Source organism: Pseudomonas sp. PNPG3 (genome assembly GCF_023093815.1).
Classification (GTDB): domain Bacteria; phylum Pseudomonadota; class Gammaproteobacteria; order Pseudomonadales; family Pseudomonadaceae; genus Aquipseudomonas; species Aquipseudomonas asiatica.
In genome coordinates this window covers 1-281 of record NZ_JALLKV010000182.1, presented here as the reverse complement: position 1 = coordinate 281, position 281 = coordinate 1, and the positions used below count along the sequence as shown (strand labels likewise).

The window sequence follows — 281 nt, the reverse complement described above, 5'->3', positions numbered from 1 at the left end:
CGGGCGTGGGCGGCATCGACATCTTCGGCTCGGGCTACGCCATGCGGATCTGGCTCGATCCGCTGCGCCTTGCGCAATACCAGCTGACGCCGTCGGACATCACGGCGGCGGTGGCGGAACAGAACTCGACCGTCTCGGTGGGGTCGCTCGGCAGCCAGCCCTCGGTCGCGGGCCAGCAGTTCACGGCGACCATCACCGCGCAAAGCCAGCTGACCAGCGTTGAGGATTTCCAGCGCATCCTTCTGCGCACGGGCGAGGACGGCGCCTCGGTCTGGCTGGGC

At 69.0% G+C, this 281-nt stretch carries 1 protein-coding gene; it reads left to right on the top strand.

The genetic code is table 11. The annotated features are described in order from the left end of the window. On the top strand, nucleotides 1-281 hold a 281-nt coding region (locus tag MJ643_RS30655; RefSeq protein ID WP_247727304.1), incomplete at both ends, for an efflux RND transporter permease subunit.